Origin of the sequence: Mesorhizobium xinjiangense, assembly GCF_009749525.1 — a bacterium.
Taxonomy (GTDB): domain Bacteria; phylum Pseudomonadota; class Alphaproteobacteria; order Rhizobiales; family Rhizobiaceae; genus Mangrovimarina; species Mangrovimarina xinjiangensis.
This window is the reverse complement of record NZ_WOAC01000002.1, coordinates 291,968-308,088: the sequence shown is the minus strand read 5'-3', so window position 1 is coordinate 308,088 and position 16,121 is coordinate 291,968. Positions and strand designations below refer to the sequence as shown.

Here is a 16,121-nt window from a genome sequence, read left to right as displayed (position 1 = left end):
AATCCTTGCGACCGTCATCCTCGGGCTTGTCTCGAGGATGACGGCGAATAAGCACGCGGCAGGGCCGCCACCGCCTCACCCGTGCGCGTCGAACCAGGCGTTCAACCGGGCCTCGAGAGCCTCGATCACCACCTCGTCGTCCAGTTCCTCGATGACCTCGGCCAAAAACGCCTTGACCAGAAGACCACGCGCGTCCTTTTCCGGCACACCGCGCGCCATCAGATAGAAAAGGTGGTTGTGGTCGATCTCGGTCACCGTGGCACCGTGGCCGCAGGCCACGTCGTCGGCGAAGATCTCGAGCTCCGGCTTGGTCGAGAACTCACCGTCATCCGACAGAAGCAGCGTGTTGCAGGCCATGCGGGCATCGGTCTTCTGGGCCCGCTGGGCAACACGGATCTGGCCCTGGAAGACGCCCTGGGCGCGGTCGGTCACCACATTGCGCAGCACCTCCGTCGAGGTCGTGTGCTCCCTGGAGTGGTCGAGCTGCATGGTGATGTCGCTGTGCGTCTCGCCGGCCAGCAGATTGACGCCGCGCAGCTGGAAGTCCGCGCCCTCGCCGGCCGCATCGACATTGACCTCCTGGCGCACCAGCTTGCCGCCGGCATTCATGATGAACAATGTCAGCCTAGCATCCTTGCCGAGCCGGCCCTGAAAACGCGCCAGATGGGTCGCGTCGTCGGGCTGCTCCTGCAGGATGATCCAGACGACCTCCGCGCCATCGGCGACATCCAGGCTGGAAATCGACGTGGCCAGCGCGTCGGCCGTTCCGGTCTGGCGTTCCACGATGGTTGCCTTCGAGCCGGCACCGGCGCGCACGTCGAAACGCACATGCGTCTGACCGCCAGCCTGCACGTTCTGCAGTTCAACCGGCGCATCGAGCGCAGCGCCGGACGCAATGGCGAGGGCGAACCCGTCGGCCACATAGGCGGTGTTGATGGCGCCGACGGCATCGGCCGCATCGAGCGTGCCGAGTGTGTCGGCGAGGCTGCCGTCGGTCAGCTTGTCCGCGAGACGTTCAACCGTCAGGCCGTCGATCGTCCCGACCTTGCCCGCCTGGCCGTTCAGCACCGCCAGCACGGACGAGCCCGCAACGAGCGGTTCACACGCCTCGGCGGCGAGCGTTCCGTCCCAGGCCGGCACGGTGGCCAGGAGGCGGCGCAGGTCGGTGTAGTGCCACGCCTCGACCTTGCGGTTCGGCAATCCCGTCTTCAGTGCCTCGATCGCCTCGTCACGCTTGACCGTGACGACAGAATCGCCCGGCAGATAGGAGACGCGCTCGCCGAATGCGTCGATCAGCGCCGTCTCGGCGGGCGTCCTTTGCGGTTGCGTTTGTATGTTCATGGCAACCACCTACGCAGCCTCGCCGACAATGCCGGCATAACCGTTTTCCTCCAGCTCGAGCGCCAGCGACTTGTCGCCCGACTTCACGACCTGGCCCTTGTAGAGGACGTGCACGCTGTCGGGCACGATATATTCGAGCAGACGCTGATAGTGCGTGATGACGACGATCGCCCGGTCCGGCGACCGCAGTGCGTTGACACCCTCGGCGACGATCTTCAACGCATCGATGTCGAGGCCGGAATCGGTTTCGTCGAGCACACACAGCTTCGGCTCGAGCAGCTTCATCTGCAGGATCTCGGCGCGCTTCTTCTCGCCGCCGGAAAAGCCGACATTCAGCGGGCGCTTGAGCATGTCCATGTTCATGTCGAGCGAACCGGCCGCCTCGCGCACCTTCTTCAGCAGATCGGGGATCTTCAGCTCCGGCTCGCCGCGCGCCTTGCGCTGGGCGTTCATCGCCACCTTGAGGAACTCCATCGTCGCCACGCCCGGAATTTCCAGCGGATACTGGAAGGCCAGGAAAATGCCGGCAGCAGCGCGCTCGGCCGGGTCCATCTCAAGGATCGACTCGCCATTGTAGAGAATGTCGCCCTCGGTCACCTCGTAATCCTCGCGGCCGGCGAGAATATAGGACAACGTCGATTTTCCCGAACCGTTCGGCCCCATGATGGCGGCGACCTCGCCGGCCTTCACGGTCAGGTTCAGGCCGCGAATGATCTCGGTGCCGTCCTCGGCGATGCGTGCATGCAGGTTCTTGATTTCAAGCATTCTTGTTCTTCCAAATCCGTTCAGACGACCGCGCCGCAGCGCGCGTCGATTTGATGTCGGCGAATGAGCGTCACCGCCTAGCCGACGCTTCCTTCGAGCGAGATGCCGATCAGCTTCTGCGCCTCGACGGCGAACTCCATCGGCAGTTCCTGAATGACTTCCTTGACGAAGCCGTTGACGATGAGCGCGATGGCTTCCTCTTCGGGAATGCCGCGCTGCATGACGTAGAAGAGCTGGTCTTCGGAAATCTTCGACGTCGTCGCCTCGTGCTCGAACTTGGCCGTTGCGTTCTTGGCCTCGATATAGGGCACGGTGTGGGCGCCGCATTCATTGCCGATCAAGAGCGAATCGCACTGGGTGAAATTGCGCGCATTCGCCGCCTTGCGGTGGGCGGAAACCTTGCCGCGATAGGTGTTCTGCGACTTGCCGGCCGAAATGCCTTTGGAGATGATGCGGCTCGAGGTGTTCTTGCCCAGATGCAGCATCTTGGTGCCCGAATCGATCTGCTGATGACCGTTCGAGACGGCGATCGAGTAGAACTCGCCGCGCGAATTGTCGCCGCGCAGGATGCAGGAGGGATATTTCCAGGTGATCGCCGAGCCGGTCTCGACCTGCGTCCAGGAAATCTTCGAATTGTTGCCGCGGCAGTCGCCCCGCTTGGTGACGAAGTTGTAGATGCCGCCCTTGCCTTCCGTGTCGCCCGGATACCAGTTCTGGACCGTCGAATACTTGATCTCGGCATCGTCGAGCGCGATCAGCTCGACCACGGCCGCGTGAAGCTGGTTCTCGTCGCGCTGCGGCGCCGTGCAGCCCTCGAGATAGGACACGTAGGCGCCTTCCTCGGCGATGATGAGCGTACGCTCGAACTGGCCGGTGTTCTTCTCGTTGATGCGGAAATAGGTCGACAATTCCATCGGGCAGCGCACGCCCTTGGGCACGTAGACGAAGGAACCGTCGGTGAAGACCGCCGAGTTCAAGGTGGCGTAGAAATTGTCGGAGACCGGCACCACCGAGCCCAGATATTTCTTCACCAGGTCGGGATATTCGCGGATCGCTTCCGAGATCGAGCAGAAGATGACGCCGGCCTTGGCAAGCTCCTTCTTGAAGGTGGTGACGACAGACACGCTGTCGAACACCGCGTCGACGGCCACGCGACCCGAGGCATAGACATTGTCGCCCGGTTCCTCGCCGTCCTCGGCGGACTTTTGCACGCCGGCCAGGATCTCCTGCTCCTTGAGCGGGATGCCCAGCTTTTCGTAGACACGCAGCAGTTCGGGGTCGACCTCGTCGAGCGATTTCGGACCGCTCTGATTCTTCGGTGCCGCGTAATAATAAAGGTCCTGGAAATCGATCTTCGGATAGGACACGCGCGCCCAGCTCGGCTCGACCATGGTCTGCCAGCGACGATAGGCGCCGAGACGCCATTCGAGCATCCAGTCCGGCTCGCCCTTTTTCTGCGAGATGAACCGGATGATGTCTTCGTTGAGACCCTTGGGAGCCTTGTCGGACTCGATTATGGTTTCGAAGCCGTATTTGTACTGGTCCACATCGATCTTGCGGACCTGCTCGATCGTTTCCTGCACGGCAGGCATCAGCGTTCTCCATCCATGCCGGGTTCAAGGCCCGGCCGTTTTCAAACTATGGCACCGCGCACACGGCGTATGCCTCATGTAGTGCGATCGCAGGCCAAAATCACCCTTTTTGGCGATTCTTTACCGCTTGCGACAACATTTCCCGCGCATCACTGCGCAATTCCGGCCGCATCACGCGGCGCGGGACCTTTTTCGCGCCTGGCGATCGGCGATTTCCGCCAGCGCCCGGCGGAATCGCACCACATCGTCTTGCGTCGTGACGGTACCGATCGAAACCCGCAGTGCCGTCGCCTCCTCGCCCTGCCCCATCGCCTTCAGCACATGGCTCGGCCCGACCTTGCCCGAGGAACAGGCCGACCCGGCCGACAACGCCACGCCCTGCAGGTCGAAGGCGATCTGCAACGTCTCCGCCTTGCTTTCCGGCAGCGAAAAGAAGCTGGTGTTGGGCAGGCGCGGCGCCGTTGTGCCGTGAATGATCGCGTCTGGCGCGCTATGCCGTATCGCGGCCTCGATGTCATCCCGCATCTGGCGCACGGTCGTCATGTTTTCAAGTTCCGACAGCGACTCGGCCGCGGCAGCGCCAAATCCGGCAATAGCGGCCACGTTTTCGGTGCCGGCGCGATGGCCCTTTTCCTGGCCGCCGCCGGACATCAGGGGGGCCGGCATCATCAAATCGGAGCGTCCGACGATGGCGCCGGCGCCCTTGGGGCCGCCCAGCTTGTGCGAGGAAAGAATCAGGAAATCGCCCCAACCCTCTGCAATATCGACAGGAATGCGTCCGACCGCCTGCACCGCGTCGACCACCAGCACGCCGCCGGCATCCTTGACCAGGCGGGCGATCTCGCCGACCGGCTGGATCACCCCGGTCTCGTTGTTGGCGGCATGGACCGCCACGAGCGCAAGGCCTGTCGATCCGTCATGCGCCGCCAACACCGCCGCCAGGGCGTCCAGGTCGACAAGCCCGTCGGAGCGCACGGCAAAGGTCTCGACCGCCTCGCCGGCAAAGCGGCCACCCGACAGCATGCATGGGTGATCGGCAGCCGATACATAAAGACGTCCCATCGTCAGCGGCGCCCGGCCCATGCGCCAATCGGGCGTAAGCAGCATGTTGGCCGCCTCGGTCGCGCCGGACGTGAAGACGACATGCTCGGCGGCGGCGTCGACGAGTGTGGCGACCTCGCGGCGCGCCCTTTCGACCAGCCGCCGCACGGCGCGGCCTTCGGCGTGAACGGAAGAGGCATTGGCGGCGTTGTCGAGTGCCGAAAGCATGGCCGTACGCGCACAGGCGCGCAGCGGCGCGCTGGCATTATGATCGAGATAGCTGCGTTCGTCGGCCATTTTGGTTCAATTTATCCCGCAATCCGAATTTGCAGAACGTCCACGCGCAATTTCCTTGAAATCGTAAGCCCTGACGTCCTATCTACCCGCTTTGTCGGATCGGCGGTGACGCCGGATTTTTGAACAGTTCTAAACTAGCTTCTATGAAGGCTCCGCCCCGACGTCAAGGCCGGAGCGACATTGAAGTTGCATATAGGCGTCCCTTTGGACGAAGAGTGGAGTTCTCATGCCCGAGGTCATCTTTGCCGGACCGGATGGTCGTCTCGAGGGCCGTTACCAGCCCTCGCCCGAAAAGAATGCGCCGATCGCGATCGTGCTGCATCCTCACCCGCAGTTCGGCGGAACGATGAACAACAAGATCGTCTACGATCTGTTCTACATGTTCCAGAAGCGCGGTTTCACGACGCTGCGTTTCAACTTTCGCGGCATCGGACGCAGCCAGGGCACCTTCGACCACGGCACGGGCGAGCTTTCCGACGCGGCCGCCGCACTCGACTGGGTGCAGTCGATGCATCCCGATTCCAAGAGCTGCTGGGTCGCCGGCTATTCCTTCGGCGCCTGGATCGGCATGCAGCTTCTGATGCGGCGTCCGGAAATCGAGGGTTTCATCTCGATTGCCCCGCAGCCCAACATCTACGATTTCTCCTTCCTGGCGCCCTGCCCGTCTTCCGGTCTGATCATCCACGGCGATGCCGACAAGGTCGCCCCGCCCAAGGACGTCCAGGTCCTCGTCGACAAGTTGCACACGCAAAAAGGCATCACCATCACGCAAAAGACGCTGCCGGGCGCCAATCATTTTTTCAGCAACGACTCCGAATTGCTGCTCGAGGAATGCTCCGACTATCTCGACCGGCGCCTCAACGGCGAACTGGCCGAGCCGAAGCCGAAGCGATTGAGATAGGGCGGAAAGGCCCGAGCGTCATGTACCAGCCGCCGCATTTCAAGGAAACGCGCCTGGAGGTGATGCATGAGCTGATCCGCGCGCATCCGCTGGGGCTCGTCGTTTCAAACGGCAAGGACGGGCCGATCGCCAATTCCTTGCCGTTTCTGCTCGATGAGGCGGGAACTGGACAGGGCGTCCTTCTTGCCCATTTCTCCAGGGACAATCTGCAGTGGCGTGCCATTGCCGACGATCCGCAAACACCGGTTCTGGTCGTGTTCCAGGGCCCGCAGTCCTATGTCACGCCCTCCTGGTACGAGACCAAGCGCCAGACTGGCAAGGTCGTGCCGACATGGAACTACGCAATCGTCCAGGCGCGGGGAAAGGCGGAGATCGTCGACGATCCGGAATGGCTGCGCCGACAGATAACTTCGCTCACCGCGACCCATGAGGACGGGCGCGAAACACCCTGGCAGCTCGCCGACGCCCCCGACGATTTCGTCCGCGCGCAGATCAAGGGCATCGTCGGCCTGCGCATCGAAATCGCCGATCTCGAAGGCAAGTGGAAGGTGAGCCAGAACCGCCCCGTTGCCGACCGCGAGGGCGTCGCCGAAGGGTTGGACAGCTCCGCCGATACCGACATGGCCCGCCTCGTGCGCGCCTATGGCGGTCTCGCGGACGGTCGTCAATAAAGCTTCATCTCCGAGTTCGGAAACACGCCCAGAACATGTTCGCTGGCGCGCAGCGCCTCCACGGCATTGGGCCCGGCCTCGATCTGGATGACGATCTCGTCGCCGCCGAGCGGCACGGCCTCGGATTGTGCAAGCTCTTCCGCGCCCGCCTGACGGACGATCGTGAGGCACGCATCCAATGACATGGTTGCCGGAAAAGTCACGAGCCACTGGTCCATTCGGTCCTCCGACGGCCGCAAGCACTGCCGTCATTATAGATCATTTCCCGTCTATCCCACAGCCGCCCGCTACCAAAAGCCGGTTGGGGCCGTCGGTTTCACGCCACGGGGACACCTTGCCCGCGCAGCCATCCGTAGGCGGCCGCCGCATTGAGGACGCCGTGGCCCGTACCGGCGTCCCAGCCGACGGTGCGGCCGAGATTAGTCGCCGAGCCGGTCAGGGCGCGCTTCATCATGTCGGGCGTGAGGCCCGCAATCGCGCTCATCAGGAGTGCCCCGACGCCTGCCGCGACCGGGGTGGCGGCGGAGGTGCCATTGTCGAAATTCGTGCCATCGGCCGGTCGGCCCGGCCCGAAATTGCCGAAGAAATGGCTGTAGCTGGCGATGTCGGGCTTTTGCGGCTCGAACATGCCCGGCCCCTGCGAGGAATAACCGATGCGTTCGTGACGGCTGTTGACGGCAGCCACCGTGATGACCTCGGCGAGGCTGTTGGAGGCGTGGACCGAGCGTCCGGGGCCGATGCCCGAATGGTGGCAGGCGCCGCTCGGGCAGTTCTCGCCGCAATTGCCGGCGGCGAAGAAGCAGGTGACGCCGGCAGTGACCACCTCGCGCACCTTGCGGTGAACGGGATGGTCGATGTTGTGCACCTCGTGATCTGGAAACTGCGCCGGATCCGGCACACCGACGAAACCGTAGGAATTGTTGGTGATGTGCGGCGTACCGTCGATGCCGCGCTGGTTGAGCACGGCCTGGAACATCTGCAGCGCGCCGCCTGAGCGCGGCACGCCAAGGAAGGGATAGTCGTAGAGCCGGCAATGCGGGGCGGCGACCAGCACGTCGGCCGCGCACATGGAGCCATGGCTGGTGACGGGCGCGCCACCCGGCTGCAGGCCGGCATCGGGCCGCGAAAAGCCGCCGATCACCGGATAAACGGACCCGTCCACGCCTTCGTCGATGATGCCGACAACGATGTTCTGCCCGCGATAGCCCTCGTTCCACAGCGCATCGACGGCAAGCAGCGCGCGCAACACCTCGATTTCGACCGCCGGCTTGAAGGGCCGGCAGTCGAGCCCCGAATCCGAGCGGGCCTCGTCAATGACATTGTCGAAGAGCGCCATCGGCGAATTGGGCCAGACCTTGAGCTCGGGCCGGCCCTGAAGCTGCTCCATGGCGGCAAGCGGCACCTCGGCAGGAACGACGACCGTATGCGAAGCGACTTCATCGCGGGCAGCGGCGCGGCCTTCGGTGGCGAAGGTTTCCAGAGCCGGCGGAGCCGAACCGCCACCCGGGCCGATCATCATGGGAACCGGCGCACAGAACTCGTCGAGCTCGATGCCCATGCCGGCCACCTGGTCGACGAAGGATTGCGCCTGCCGCACCGCCTCGAGCGGCGATTCGACGGCGGCCTCGTTCATCGAGAACGGAGCGGCCCCTTCCGATTCGAATTCCAGCAGTACCTTTTGCTTGGCCATGGCGCATGGTCTCCCGACAAACGGTCATGCCCCCAACTCCGTAAAGATGATAGGGCCTATGCGCTCTCAGCGATATGAAGTGGTACACATTTTCGCCGCACGGAAACATGCATCGCGCGATCAGGCAGCGGTCGCACCGCCCGGCAAGGCAAGCTGTCCGCCGGTGGCGGGGCGGCGGCATCCGGTCGTCGTCGGCCAGGTGAGCGCCAGCCCCTCTTGCGAGCGTACGGCGAGATAGGCCCAGGCTTCCGCCTCCATCGCATCGCCGTCGAAGCCGGCATCCTCGGCCAGTATGACCGTGGCGCCCATGCGCGCCGCGCCCTCGCGCAGATCCGCCACAATATGCGGGTTCTTGCGTCCGCCGCCGCACAGGACCCAGAGTTTCGGCGGCACCGGCATGTAGGCCGCGGCCTTCAGGATCGCCTCTGCCGATACGGCGGCCAAAGTGCGCGCGCCGTCGGCAAGCTCAAGTCCGGCGGCCTCCTCAAGCGTGAAATCGCCCCGGTCGAGCGATTTCGGCGCGCCGCGATCGAAGAAGGGATTGGCCAGGTAGCGCCCGACGACAGCCTGCGCGACACCACCCTCGCTGGCGATCATGCCGTCGGCGTCGTAGGGAACCCCGCCTTCGGCCATGACCCACTGGTCGATCAACTGATTGCCGGGCCCGCTGTCGAAGGCGACCGGATCGCCGGCGGCTGGAACGAAGGTGACGTTGGAAATGCCGCCTATATTGACGAAGACGGCGGGAAAGGACCCGACGTAGCGGTCGGGAAGCGCGCGGGCCAGCGCAGCATGATAGGCCGGTGCCAGCGGCGCCCCCTGCCCGCCCATTACCATATCCTTGGCCCGCATGTCGTAGATGACCGGAAGCCCTGTTTCACCGGCCAACAGAGGTCCGTCGCCCAGTTGCACCGTCAGTGCCTCTTGCGGACGATGCAGCACGGTCTGGCCATGAAAACCGATCACGTCGGGGCGGCAATCGGGGTGTTCGGCCAAGAACGCGCGCACGGCCTCGGCGTGGCGCAGTGTGATCTCGCCTTCGAGCGCGGTGAGATCGCCCGGCCGTTCGTCGCGTTTTTCAATCGACCGCGCCGTCTTCAGCGCGGCTTCGATGCGGCGGCGAAACCCCGCCTCATAGGCGAAGAAGGCCGAGGATCCGCGCCTCACCGCATATTCGCCGTCGGTCTCCAGAACGGCCAGGTCGATGCCGTCCATGGAGGTGCCGCTCATCAGGCCGATCGCGCATTTGAGCGCCATGGATGTGCGTTCCGCTTGTGATTCCAGTTGACACGATGCTAAAGGCGCGCATCCACGATTGCCATGGGCCTTGCGCCCGGCGTCTCACGTCCACCGAAAGAAGAAACGATGTCCGCCTTCAAGTCCGATTTCCTGCGCACCCTTTCCGAGCGCGGCTTCATTCATCAGACCTCCGATGATGCCGGTCTCGACGAACTGTTCGCCAGGGAAATCGTGACGGCCTATATCGGCTTCGACCCGACAGCCCCCAGCCTGCACGCGGGCGGGCTGATCCAGATCATGATGCTCCACTGGCTGCAGCAGACAGGTCATCGCGCCATCACGCTGATGGGCGGCGGCACCGGCATGATCGGCGACCCGTCGTTCAAGGACGAGGCGCGCAAGCTGATGACGCCGGAAACGATCGCCGACAACATCGCCGGCATCAAGCGCGTCTTTTCCAACTATCTCACCTTCGGCGACGGGCCGGCCGACGCGCTGATGGTCGACAATGCCGACTGGCTGATGGGCATCAACTATGTCGAATTCCTGCGCGATGTCGGCCGGCATTTTTCCGTCAACCGGATGCTCTCCTTCGATTCGGTGAAGACGCGGCTCGACCGCGAGCAGTCGCTCTCCTTCCTCGAATTCAACTACATGATCCTGCAGGCCTACGACTATGTGGAACTGAACAGGCGTTACGGCTGCCGGCTGCAGATGGGCGGCTCGGACCAGTGGGGCAACATCATCAACGGCATCGATCTCGGTCACCGCATGGGCACGCCACAGCTCTTCGCACTGACCTCGCCGCTGCTCACCACCGCATCGGGCGCCAAGATGGGCAAGAGCGCGGACGGTGCGGTCTGGCTCAACCCGGAAATGCTCGGCGCATACGATTTCTGGCAGTACTGGCGCAACACCGAGGACGCCGATGTCGAGCGCTTCCTGAAACTCTACACCACGCTGCCGATGAACGAGATCGCACGGCTCGGCGCGCTGGAAGGCGCGGAGCTCAACGACGCCAAGAAAGTGCTCGCGACCGAAGTCGCGGCCATGCTGCACGGCCGCGCCGCGGCAGAAGAAGCCGCCGAAACGGCGCGCAAGACTTTTGAGGAAGGCGCACTGGCCGAAACGCTGCCGACGATCGAAGTGCCGAAGGCCGAATTGCGCGAAGGCGTCGGCCTCTTGTCGCTGTTCGTCAAGGCCGGCCTTGCCGCTTCCAACGGCGAGGCGCGGCGCCACGTCCAGGGCGGTGCGGTGCGCCTCAACGACGTCGCGGTGAGCGATGCGAAGGCCGTCGTGAGCGACAAGGACCTTGCCGACGGCGTGGTCAAGCTTTCGCTCGGCAGGAAGAAGCACATCCTCGTCAAGCCGGTCTGACGGACGCAAATCCGCACTATGATTGAGGCCCCGGCCCGTTGGACCGGGGTTTCACCGTCTATGCGGTCCCCAACTTGCAGGTCATCCGAGCGGTCATGGCAAACATTCTTGTTCCGGAATTCGCGGTGTCGAACTGGCTGGCATCCAAGGACTTCTATTGTCGGATTCTCGGCTTCGAATGCCTCTATGAACGCCCCGAGGAAGGATTCTGTTACCTCAGCCTTGATGGGGCCGAGCTTATGATCGACCAGATCGGTCTGGGACGATCTTTCGATGACGGGCACCTGCCGAGGTCTTTTCCGTTTGGCAAAGGACTGAATGTGCAGATCAAAGTTCCGCGCATCGGGCCGCTTCTCAACGCCCTCGCGGCAGCCGAAATCCCTCTTCATCTTGATCCGGAAGACAAATGGTATCGAAAGCATGGTGGCGAGGTTGGCAACCGTCAATTCGTGGTTGCCGACCCGGATGGCTATCTGCTTCGCTTCTTTGAGGATCTTGGTCGGCGTTAGCTAGCCAACGGCCACTTGGCCGAACCCATCTCCAACCATGGCGACACAACCGCTGATTGGCACGCATCCTGCTTCCTATGCTTCATGCGAGGTTAACAAAGGAGAGGGAACTCGTGACAGACATCGTTCAGCAATATCGAATGCAGATGCGGGACCATGCCGAAAAGCGGTCAGAGCCGCGTCAGCGGGCCCTGAAAGGTGGTCTCGTGACCTTTTTCGGCGGCTACTGCACCCGTGAGGCCACCGTCAGGAGCCTGTCCCGAAATGGGGCAAGACTGGACTTCGAAGACACGCGAGGCGTTCCGCCCATCTTCGACGTTGCAATCGGAGAAGAAAACGTCACGCGCGCTGCACGTGTGCGCTGGCAGTCTTCGAAATCGGTCGGCGTTCAATTCGTGACCACGGACGGCTCGGCATGGCGTCGATGAGCACCGGCTGCGGCTTCGGCTGAAAGCAAGATGAACTTCTCGTCACGTCTCATCCAACTCAGCGTCATCCTCTGTATCCAGGTCGCTTTGGCAAACTATGTCGGCAGGAAGGCCGCTGCCGAGATCGAAGCGATCTACGCTGACGTCATCAGGCAACTCGAAGCGTCGATGAAATGATCGAAGCCCCGCTCAGGGGCTTCCTTCCCACCGGTCCGGCGAAGCAATCCGGCCGCGCAGGTCCCAGCATCTCCTCCACGGGACCGGCGAATTTGCGTCCCTCAATCGAACTCGAAGATCGAGCGGAAGATTCCCGGCGCGATGACAGAGATCGGGTTGACCTGCAGTCGCGGGTCCTTGGCGTCGCCTGACAGCTTGAAGGTGATGCCGATCAGCCCGCGGTCACGGCCGTTGCCGAGGATCTGGCCGAGAATCGGGATTTCGGCAAACAGCCGGTTGAACCCGTAGGCGGGCATGAAGGTGCCGGTCATCGCCATGTTGCCGGCACGGTCGTAGAGATCGCCCTGGAAGGTTGCTCCGATGACCTGCCCGCGCAGGACGCCGTTGTGGATCCTGAGATAGCCGCTTCCCTTCTCGATCTGTGCGAACCCTCGATCGAAAACCGCGCGGGTGACGTCAAGATCACGTCTGACCACCTGGTTTAGGCTGCGTCCGTCATTCTCCGGCAGCGGGGCCGACACGAGCGATTTCAGCTTCGGCTCGTTGACGATCTGGAAGTTGCGTGCGTCGGCCTGCCCGGCAAGCGGTCCCGTCGGCTCTCCGGCCAGCGACAGGTTGATCGTGCCGCCATGCATGTACTCATAGATGTCGAGAAAGCGCAGCACAGCGCCGGCGTCGGCCGACTGCATCGTCACGCGGCGCGCATTGCCGGAAACCTCGTTCGACAGGGTGACGCGCGAACCGCCGTCGGTCGTGGCATCGGCCTTGAGCGAACCGATGCGCGTGCCGCTGCCGGAATAGGTGAAATCGAGATTGCTCAGCCTTTCGCCGCCGAACCCGGTCGCGCTCCCCAGCGTGGCCTTGACGGTGACAGGGGTCGCCTCGGCCGCCTGCTCGGCCTTTTCCGTCTCCGACAGATAGAGCTTGATCATCGGCCGTATGTCGAGCGACGCGCCACTGGCCCTGACCGAGTAGCCGTTGCCGGAACGGGCGATGGACAGGCTGATATCGTCACCGCGATTGAGCGCGACATGGCCGAATTGCGCCTCGACGAGACTGCTCTCCTCGACCACGATACGGCCTGTGGCGCCGAAACTCGTACCCTCCAGGCGCAAGTCCGACAAGCGCGCCGTCGCGCCGTCCGTTTCGAGGCGGAAGCGCGCCTTTGCAGCCACGCCCGCCCCCTTGCTCCAGCCGGCCCAGGGGATGGAAAGGCGCGCCTGGGTGAGGTCGGCTTCCATGGCCTGGTAGTCCGGCCGCGAAGCGTCGACGCTCACGGTGACCGGACCGGCCAGAAGCGTGTTCAGTCCCGGCACGAGACGGGCGCGGTCGTCGTCGTCCAGGGTCATGACGACCTTGCGCCGCCGCTCGACCGGCGCTTCGCCCAGCGGCTCGGTCATCTCGACATGCGAGGCCGCGCCGTCCATGCGCGCATCGGCGACGATGACGGCCTTTTGCGGATCGACGACGATCGTGCCCTGGGCATCGGTGAACGAACGTCCCTCCACCGGCTTGCCGATCGCCAGGTCCTCGTAGGCGAGGTCGACCTTCCAATCGAGTCCGTCGACCGGAATGCCCCGCTGCAGCGGAATATCGGCCACCACCTTGCCTTCGACCTTGCCCTCGAAATCCTCGGGAACGAAGTCCAGGTGCCGCATGGCGTCGATCGGCTTGTAGGAGGACAGCTCGACCACGGAGGGCGCATTGCCGGCAATGTCGATATCCAGGGCGCCGATGAGCGGCCGCTCCTTTGCGTCGTGGATCGTCAGCGTACCGTTGCTCGCCGCCACGGTCCGCCCCGTCGGCATGTAGACCGTGCCCGACGAGAGTGCGATATCGATGCCGGTGCCGCGGAAATCGACGATGCCGTAGGCATCGCGCACCGGGGGAATGTCGCCGGCAACATCGAAGCGGGTATCCTCGAGCTCGAAATGACCCGAAATCTCCTCGCCATTGAGCGGCACGCCGTTGCCGAGCCGCCCCGCCGGCACACCGAGGCGCAGTTGGCTGTTCTTGACCGTGCCGCCGAAGACATTGCTCATCACCCATCGGCGCGCGCCACGCGCGGCATCGGTCGGCCATAATTGCTTGGCGTGGGAGACCGGCATGGCGGGAATGTCGAGCGCCAGCGCCATGGACGGTGCAAGGCCCTTGGGAAGGCCGATCGACGCCTTGCCGATCAGGTTGCCCGGACCGGTGCGGATGCCGATCTCGTCGGCATAGAGCATACGCGCGAGCGGATCATAGGTGCCGGCCACCCTGGCGATGAAGCGCACGGCCGGCTCGGGCGCGTCCTCGGCCGCAGCGGTCGAGCCGTCGCTGACGAATTCATAGCGATAGCGCGGCCCCTCATCCGTCTCGGCCGCCGGCGCCGGGCCAACCGCGCCGTGGAAATCAAGCTCGGAACGGCCGACGGCGAAACGCAGCCGCTCAACTTCTATCTTGTCGCTGCCGGCGACATGGACGGCGTGAATTGCCAGGTCGGCCTCGAACGCCTTGCCGTCGGGCATGGCGTAAAGCCCGTCCTCGGCCGTAAGCTGCACGGTGACGCGGTCGCCGCCCTCGGCCATCTGCTGTCCGCCCGACAGGGTGAGCCGCAACCCGTTCGACAGCCACATCCTCTGGCCGTCGGCCAGACGCCCCGTCATGGACGCCGGACGCTGCGGCGGTTCGACCTCGGCCTCGAGATCGACGGAGGCGATGCCCGCCGCACCGTCGCCCCTGACGGCTTCGCCGGAAATCGCCGCCTGCCATCCATCGATGACGACTTTGGCATCGATGGCCAGCGAACCGTCGGACTTCTGCGCAATGGTCGCTTCATCGACCAGCAGCTGGCGGGCCGAATCGTCGGCGCCCATCACGAACGCGACATTGCTGAGTTCGATGCTCTGCGTGGATCGCGTTTCGAGCATCGAGAAAAACCGGTCCAGCGCGGCGAACAGCCGGGCCATGACGAGATCGGGATCGATCAGGCCGCGCGAATTGCGAAATGCCACGCTCCAATCGTTGCCGGCACCCGGCGGGGCGTCGGCCGAGACGATGCGGGCATCCGAAAGCTGGACGCTGCGCAGTTCGACCTCGCCGGCAAGCAGCGGCAGGAGATGGAAACCGAAGCGCAGCGACCCGGCTTCGGTGAACATCTTGCCGTCATCGCCGGAAAGCAACCGGATATCGGGCACTTCGAGCGCAACGAACCGCGCCCGGTCGAGCGACAACCGTGCCGGTCCTGTCTCGACGTCGACTTCGCGCCCGGTCAGCGACTGGATCGCCGCCTCCGCCTCCGCGCGCAGCCTTTCGCTGCCGATGCCCGCCAGACCGGCGAGATAGAGCGTTCCCACAAGGACGGCCACGAGCACCGCGACCACCGCCGCCGTGCCCAAAACGGCGCGCAGAATCATCGATCCGAGGGGTCTGCGGCGGTGGGTCTCCTGGACGCAGGCCGAAGGCATCCCCTCCAACGCCTCGAAATCGTCGTGGCGAAAGCGGACCTTTTCGTGCGGTGCTGCCTGCTTGTCCACGGCCCTACCGTTGCAAATTTATCGTCCATGGACGAATCCTGCCGCAATACTATATGCCCGTGTCGCAAAGCGCGACGTGCAAAGAAGGACAACCACATGGCTTTACCGGGCATTGGACAGGAAGCGCCGGATTTCGAACTGCCCCGAGACGGCGGCGGCACAATCAGATTGTCGGACCTGCGCGGCAAGCCCGTGGTCCTCTATTTCTATCCGAAGGACGACACGAGCGGCTGCACCAAGGAAGCGCTCGACTTCAGCGCGCTCAAACCGGAATTCGACGAGGCCGGCGCAGTCGTGATCGGGATATCGCCCGATAGCGCAAAGAGTCATGACAAATTCAAGGCGAAGCACGGCCTGTCCATCGAACTGGCCTCGGACGAAGGAAAATCGATGCTCGAAGCCTACGGTGTGTGGGTCGAAAAGAGCATGTATGGCCGCAAATATATGGGCGTCGAACGCACCACGATGCTGATCGATGCCGAGGGCAAGGTGGCGCAGGTCTGGCCGAAGGTGAAAGTGGCCGGTCATGCCGAAGATGTGCTCGCCGCCGTCAAGGCCCTATGAGGAACGGCGGC

At 63.8% G+C, this 16,121-nt stretch carries 15 protein-coding genes; 7 read left to right on the top strand and 8 right to left on the bottom strand.

The window, feature by feature from the left end:
- Positions 1-75: 75 nt before the first annotated feature.
- The 4 genes from sufD to GM909_RS03745 all read right to left on the bottom strand — a co-directional run bounded on the left by sufD (position 76) and on the right by GM909_RS03745 (position 5,036).
- Positions 76-1,341 carry a Fe-S cluster assembly protein SufD gene (gene sufD / locus GM909_RS03760; RefSeq protein ID WP_157014856.1) on the bottom strand — a complete coding sequence of 422 codons (1,266 nt, stop codon included), beginning with the start codon at positions 1,339-1,341 and terminating at the stop codon, positions 76-78.
- Between the two features lie 9 nt (positions 1,342-1,350).
- Positions 1,351-2,106, bottom strand: a complete 756-nt coding sequence (gene sufC, locus GM909_RS03755; RefSeq protein WP_157014855.1) for a Fe-S cluster assembly ATPase SufC — start codon at positions 2,104-2,106, stop codon at positions 1,351-1,353.
- Between the two features lie 77 nt (positions 2,107-2,183).
- Positions 2,184-3,698 (bottom strand): Fe-S cluster assembly protein SufB, encoded by a 1,515-nt coding sequence (gene sufB, locus GM909_RS03750; protein WP_157014854.1) that lies wholly within the window; start codon positions 3,696-3,698, stop codon positions 2,184-2,186.
- 171 nt (positions 3,699-3,869) lie between these two features.
- Positions 3,870-5,036 (bottom strand): cysteine desulfurase family protein, encoded by a 1,167-nt coding sequence (locus GM909_RS03745; RefSeq protein WP_157014853.1) that lies wholly within the window; start codon positions 5,034-5,036, stop codon positions 3,870-3,872.
- Positions 5,037-5,262: 226 nt separating this feature from the next.
- Between GM909_RS03745 and GM909_RS03740 the strand changes: the two genes are divergently transcribed.
- Positions 5,263-5,937, top strand: a complete 675-nt coding sequence (locus GM909_RS03740; protein WP_157014852.1) for an alpha/beta hydrolase — start codon at positions 5,263-5,265, stop codon at positions 5,935-5,937.
- Positions 5,938-5,957: 20 nt separating this feature from the next.
- Positions 5,958-6,608, top strand: coding sequence for an FMN-binding negative transcriptional regulator (locus GM909_RS03735; RefSeq protein ID WP_157014851.1), 651 nt, complete (start codon positions 5,958-5,960; stop codon positions 6,606-6,608).
- On the opposite strand, the gene GM909_RS03730 is transcribed toward GM909_RS03735, so the two are convergent.
- From GM909_RS03730 to GM909_RS03720, 3 genes are all read right to left on the bottom strand, one after another.
- Complete coding sequence (locus GM909_RS03730) at positions 6,602-6,826, bottom strand: hypothetical protein (RefSeq protein ID WP_157014850.1); 225 nt, start codon at positions 6,824-6,826, stop codon at positions 6,602-6,604. The two genes, GM909_RS03735 and GM909_RS03730, sit on opposite strands and share 7 nt — an antisense overlap.
- 98 nt (positions 6,827-6,924) lie before the next feature.
- Positions 6,925-8,298, bottom strand: coding sequence for a S8 family peptidase (locus GM909_RS03725; protein ID WP_157014849.1), 1,374 nt, complete (start codon positions 8,296-8,298; stop codon positions 6,925-6,927).
- 120 nt (positions 8,299-8,418) lie between these two features.
- Positions 8,419-9,555, bottom strand: coding sequence for an anhydro-N-acetylmuramic acid kinase (locus GM909_RS03720; protein ID WP_157014848.1), 1,137 nt, complete (start codon positions 9,553-9,555; stop codon positions 8,419-8,421).
- 108 nt (positions 9,556-9,663) lie between these two features.
- Between GM909_RS03720 and tyrS the strand changes: the two genes are divergently transcribed.
- From tyrS to GM909_RS03700, 4 genes are all read left to right on the top strand, one after another.
- Positions 9,664-10,914 (top strand): tyrosine--tRNA ligase, encoded by a 1,251-nt coding sequence (gene tyrS / locus GM909_RS03715; RefSeq protein ID WP_157014847.1) that lies wholly within the window; start codon positions 9,664-9,666, stop codon positions 10,912-10,914.
- 95 nt (positions 10,915-11,009) lie between these two features.
- Positions 11,010-11,423, top strand: a complete 414-nt coding sequence (locus tag GM909_RS03710; protein ID WP_157014846.1) for a bleomycin resistance protein — start codon at positions 11,010-11,012, stop codon at positions 11,421-11,423.
- 113 nt (positions 11,424-11,536) lie between these two features.
- Complete coding sequence (locus GM909_RS03705; RefSeq protein ID WP_157014845.1) at positions 11,537-11,851, top strand: hypothetical protein; 315 nt, start codon at positions 11,537-11,539, stop codon at positions 11,849-11,851.
- Positions 11,852-11,881: 30 nt separating this feature from the next.
- Entirely contained in the window at positions 11,882-12,028 is a 147-nt protein-coding gene (locus GM909_RS03700) for a hypothetical protein (RefSeq protein WP_157014844.1), read from the top strand.
- 101 nt (positions 12,029-12,129) lie between these two features.
- On the opposite strand, the gene GM909_RS03695 is transcribed toward GM909_RS03700, so the two are convergent.
- Positions 12,130-15,546, bottom strand: a complete 3,417-nt coding sequence (locus GM909_RS03695) for a YhdP family protein (RefSeq protein ID WP_157014843.1) — start codon at positions 15,544-15,546, stop codon at positions 12,130-12,132.
- 96 nt (positions 15,547-15,642) lie between these two features.
- Here GM909_RS03695 and GM909_RS03690 point away from each other — a divergent pair, with 96 nt between their 5' ends.
- Positions 15,643-16,110 (top strand): peroxiredoxin, encoded by a 468-nt coding sequence (locus GM909_RS03690; protein ID WP_157014842.1) that lies wholly within the window; start codon positions 15,643-15,645, stop codon positions 16,108-16,110.
- Positions 16,111-16,121 lie beyond the last annotated feature (11 nt).

Coding starts and splice junctions, on each gene's coding strand:
- sufD (WP_157014856.1), bottom strand. CDS start 1,341: ATGAACATACAAACGCAACCGCAAAGGACGCCCGCCGAGACGGCGCTG.
- sufC (WP_157014855.1), bottom strand. CDS start 2,106: ATGCTTGAAATCAAGAACCTGCATGCACGCATCGCCGAGGACGGCACC.
- sufB (WP_157014854.1), bottom strand. CDS start 3,698: ATGCCTGCCGTGCAGGAAACGATCGAGCAGGTCCGCAAGATCGATGTG.
- GM909_RS03745 (WP_157014853.1), bottom strand. CDS start 5,036: ATGGCCGACGAACGCAGCTATCTCGATCATAATGCCAGCGCGCCGCTG.
- GM909_RS03740 (WP_157014852.1), top strand. CDS start 5,263: ATGCCCGAGGTCATCTTTGCCGGACCGGATGGTCGTCTCGAGGGCCGT.
- GM909_RS03735 (WP_157014851.1), top strand. CDS start 5,958: ATGTACCAGCCGCCGCATTTCAAGGAAACGCGCCTGGAGGTGATGCAT.
- GM909_RS03730 (WP_157014850.1), bottom strand. CDS start 6,826: ATGGACCAGTGGCTCGTGACTTTTCCGGCAACCATGTCATTGGATGCG.
- GM909_RS03725 (WP_157014849.1), bottom strand. CDS start 8,298: ATGGCCAAGCAAAAGGTACTGCTGGAATTCGAATCGGAAGGGGCCGCT.
- GM909_RS03720 (WP_157014848.1), bottom strand. CDS start 9,555: ATGGCGCTCAAATGCGCGATCGGCCTGATGAGCGGCACCTCCATGGAC.
- tyrS (WP_157014847.1), top strand. CDS start 9,664: ATGTCCGCCTTCAAGTCCGATTTCCTGCGCACCCTTTCCGAGCGCGGC.
- GM909_RS03710 (WP_157014846.1), top strand. CDS start 11,010: ATGGCAAACATTCTTGTTCCGGAATTCGCGGTGTCGAACTGGCTGGCA.
- GM909_RS03700 (WP_157014844.1), top strand. CDS start 11,882: ATGAACTTCTCGTCACGTCTCATCCAACTCAGCGTCATCCTCTGTATC.
- GM909_RS03690 (WP_157014842.1), top strand. CDS start 15,643: ATGGCTTTACCGGGCATTGGACAGGAAGCGCCGGATTTCGAACTGCCC.